Origin of the sequence: Bartonella sp. TT110JLCBS, assembly GCF_042193405.1 — a bacterium.
Classification (GTDB): Bacteria; Pseudomonadota; Alphaproteobacteria; order Rhizobiales; family Rhizobiaceae; genus Bartonella.
The window spans coordinates 1-3,741 of record NZ_JBHILT010000056.1; the positions used below are offsets into that span (position 1 = coordinate 1).

The window sequence follows — 3,741 nt, forward strand, 5'->3', positions numbered from 1 at the left end:
TTGCGGGTAGTCTTTGGCAATTTCGTCGTTATAAAGAATATCTACTTCACGATCAGCCAATTGATAGCTTGCCATATGGTCATTCTCATTGATTTTCTCGGTTGACCAGCCTAAGCTTTTTAAAAGTGCATGAGCACTTTCCATGGTGAGATGATCATCAGTGTCATCCACTTCATCCGCTTCCTCTGTCGCCTCAACAGCAATAGTTTTGGAAGCAACAGATGCTGTTTGCGGATCCAAGCTTAAAATCGGAGCATTTTTAGGAAAACCTGCTCGATAACCCCGTGCAAGAGTGAGGAGATTATCAATTCTATATTTTGAGATTTCTTCCACAAAACCTAAAGGATTTCCTTTTCTAAAATTCTCCTTGTAAGATTTGAGCTTTTCAATATCCCCAATCAAAACAAGCGCAATAAGGTGACGCGCTACAAGATCAAGTTCACTGTCTGGGGAAAAAGCCGCATAATCATAAATGATTTGATTGACATTTTGCCGATCTGCCCATTCAAGTATATCTGTACAAATCTCCTTTAGCTTGCCTCTATCCAATTCAGTACTAGAAACTGTATAAACTTCTTCTGCTTCTTTGAGGGCTATATATTGAGGCATATTATAGAAAATCTCTCTATGAGCAGTGGAAAAGCCAAGTGTTGAAAGGGAAGCCTTAAATGCAACAATTGGCTCTTCTTCATCACTTTGAAGACTGTACATTATATTGATGATACGGTCTTTACTGATAAAATAGGTATTACGATCATAGTTTTTATCACGATAAACTGTCCAACCCATTTCTTTTAATTGCTCAGCAACCTTATTGAAAGTAATCAAAGCTTTCGGACCAAGATGTGCTTCTGCTGCTTCTCGCTCATTAAGGATTTTCAGATGTTCTTCAGCAAATTCAACGGCATGGTTAACATATTTTTCTACTTCATCATCATCCAAATGTTCAGAAATCGTACCAGCTTCTAAAAAATTTTTATAAGATTTCAGGATATCAATTCGACCTGTCAACGCTAAACAAGCCAAATGCCAGACTATATCTATATTGTAGCTATACTTTTGAACACGTGTTTTGCTTTCTATTGATGCTTGTAAATCTTGGGCGCGTGCCCACTGTATTATCCGCTCAGAGACTTTTGTTAACTCTTGCTCATTCAATTCCTCTACACAAATATCAATTTCCTTGCCAAAACCACTAAAAAAACCTCCTCCAATCGTGTTAAAAGACTTATAAATATCCGTAGGTCGTATCCAATTATATTCTCTCCTATAGTGAATATATTTGCAAGCTACAGAAATCTCTTCATTAGATATTTCAGCTTCAAGACGAACATTGTAATTATCATGAAGACGTATAAAGCCAAAATCAAATTGAATAAAACGGTCTGGCAAAGAGAGAAACATTCTCTCAGGTTCCATAGCAATCCATCCTCGCGTTTTGAGGATGCGACTTGCTGCGATGAGATTTATCGAGCGCTGTTTTGGCTTATTGCGCGTTAGAATATCGTCTAATTCCCCATTTTTATAGACCTGTGCAAAAAGAAGCAAGCGTTCATTCCACGTCATTATTTTATAATCAGAAAATTCTGATACGTTTATTTTGGGCGTAGACTCATAACTCCTTAAAGCTTCTATCTCGCCGAGAAGAGCCTTTGCAACAAGAGAATGATTAGCAGCTTCTTCATGTAATTTTTTTTCAATATCTTGTGCTTGCGCCCAAGTAATGACTTTGTTTAAAGCAGATTCAATATGACTTTCTGAAAGATCCGGTACCGTAACCCCGAAATCACCTATTTCTGGATAGAGTATATATCCATACCGTGACTTTTGCCCCCTAGAATATTCACAAGCAAGACTATAAGAAGCAGTTGTGAGACTAGCTAATAACCAAAATTTTTCACCATCCGTTTCATGTTTCACACCATAGCTCAAATCCACAATGCGATCCGGAAGATAATAATAGGCAAATGTATCGCCTACTTCATCACGATAGAGCTCACAGCCCAGACTTTTTAATATTTCTGCTGCATCTTTAGTTTGCATAATGTTTCACTCTTCTCCAACCGCCGGATAACAGCTAACTGTATAAGGAATTATTCTATTCCACTCTTTGTTTATTTGATTTTCACTCCAATTGTCTCTAAACTCTTTCAGAAGCTCTGCATCTCCTTCAAATTTTTTCAAATCTTCTTGGTATTTATTAAGCTGTTCCTTATTTTCGCCCAGATAGCGTTTCATAATTTTCCCAAAAGGTTTTGCATCTCCTGTTTTATACGCTATTTCAAAATCTTTTTGACATTCTGTTAATTGAAAATTACCAGTTTTTATATCAATAACTTTTAATACACCTTTCTCCACATAAATAATATCAGGGCGATGTATTTTTTTTAACGAAAAGTTCATAGATTATTCTCCATAAGTCGCAGTTTATTCACGCTAATACTGTTCTACCACTGTAAATAATAGTTGATCTTTCGTCTCCCAGCCAAGCGTTTTTAAAATCTCTGTCACGTCTTTAGTTCGCATCGCTATTCACTTTCATTCAAAAAGTCCTGGATAATGAAAAACGTTAACGTCAGTTTTGTCTAACTTATTATTCAATTGTCCTTTAATCCATTCTTTGCTAGCCTCGTTTAATTCTTTATCACTTCCTTTAAAATCTTTGAACGATTCTTGATATTTCTCTAAGAACTCTTTGTTCTCTTTAAAAAATTTTATAAATTTTCCTTTTGTGGACTCAGCATTTCCTTCTTTATATGCCTCTTTTAAAATCTTTTGTTGTTCACTTAATTTAGAATTCTTCCCCGTTTTTACCTCGCCAATTTTTATTTTACCATTCTCTATATAAACAATATCCGCACGAGATTTTACTACCCCCTTATCCGTCTTAGTTTTGAATACTATTTCTGTCTCGCATACTATACATCCTTCATCCTTTAATTCTTGTTTTTTCTCATCGCGTTTTTTATCATGATGCTTCCTGACTTGTTCAAGTATGTTACCCTTTCCATCATTATTGTTTTGTGGTTCTTTATTGTTTCCGTTTTTTTTCTTATTTTTACTTTCTTTCTGAGAATCTTTATTTTTTTCTTCTTGTGAGTTTTGATTTGTTTTTTCGCTATCTTCTGCAGAATTTTTCGATGCAAACCAATAGGTAAGGAAATCAGCTATAGCGGTTCTATTGTTAGGAGATTGAACAATAGTTGCTCCACCAGCCATAAAAAGAGACAGAGCTGCCAACTCTTGTGGCGTAAGCGACACAATGAACGCTACAGCAGCTGCTACCGCAGGAAGAAAATTATTTTCGGCAGCATTACCTGCGGCATCAGCGCCAGTATTGACATCACCACCAGCAAGGGCAGCAGCAAAGCCCCCCGCTATGCGCGCGATATCAATGGCATGATCATTAAAATCAGAAAACTGTGCTTCAATCTTTGCATTGATACGCGCTTGTTCTTCTGCCGTTGGAACACGACCATCCAATGCTGCTATTTCTTTTTGTATAAAATTTTTGGTCGACAGTTTAAACTGGAGCATAGCGGTGGCTTCGCCCACAGCACCCCCCACAGCACCGGCTGTGCAAGCACCGCTCGCAACCGCGCCTTTTAAACAGCCAAGACCGGCGTGGGCAACGATCTGTGTGACCGTGTCTATTTTGCCTTCTGCCTTGGCGGTACCGATTTCTTCCGCCAACGATTTGCCAACCGTATCAGACAGGGCGATGCGCAGATTGTTAAAAAA

The 3,741-nt window shown here is 37.7% G+C and carries 3 protein-coding genes; all 3 read right to left on the reverse strand.

All coding sequences use genetic code 11. From position 1 onward, the window contains the following. On the reverse strand, positions 1-2,043 hold a 2,043-nt coding region (locus ACFILW_RS09055), incomplete at its 3' end, for a DUF6990 domain-containing protein (protein ID WP_375685618.1). A 6-nt stretch (positions 2,044-2,049) separates the two neighbouring features. Then, complete coding sequence (locus ACFILW_RS09060; protein ID WP_183194745.1) at positions 2,050-2,403, reverse strand: hypothetical protein; 354 nt, start codon at positions 2,401-2,403, stop codon at positions 2,050-2,052. Between the two features lie 135 nt (positions 2,404-2,538). Next, positions 2,539-3,741, reverse strand: a 1,203-nt coding sequence (locus tag ACFILW_RS09065) for a VENN motif pre-toxin domain-containing protein (RefSeq protein ID WP_375685620.1), incomplete at its 5' end; no start/stop codon positions are given.

Excerpts from the sequence above, each read along its gene's own strand:
- ACFILW_RS09060 (WP_183194745.1), bottom strand. The coding sequence starts at position 2,403 with ATGAACTTTTCGTTAAAAAAAATACATCGCCCTGATATTATTTATGTG.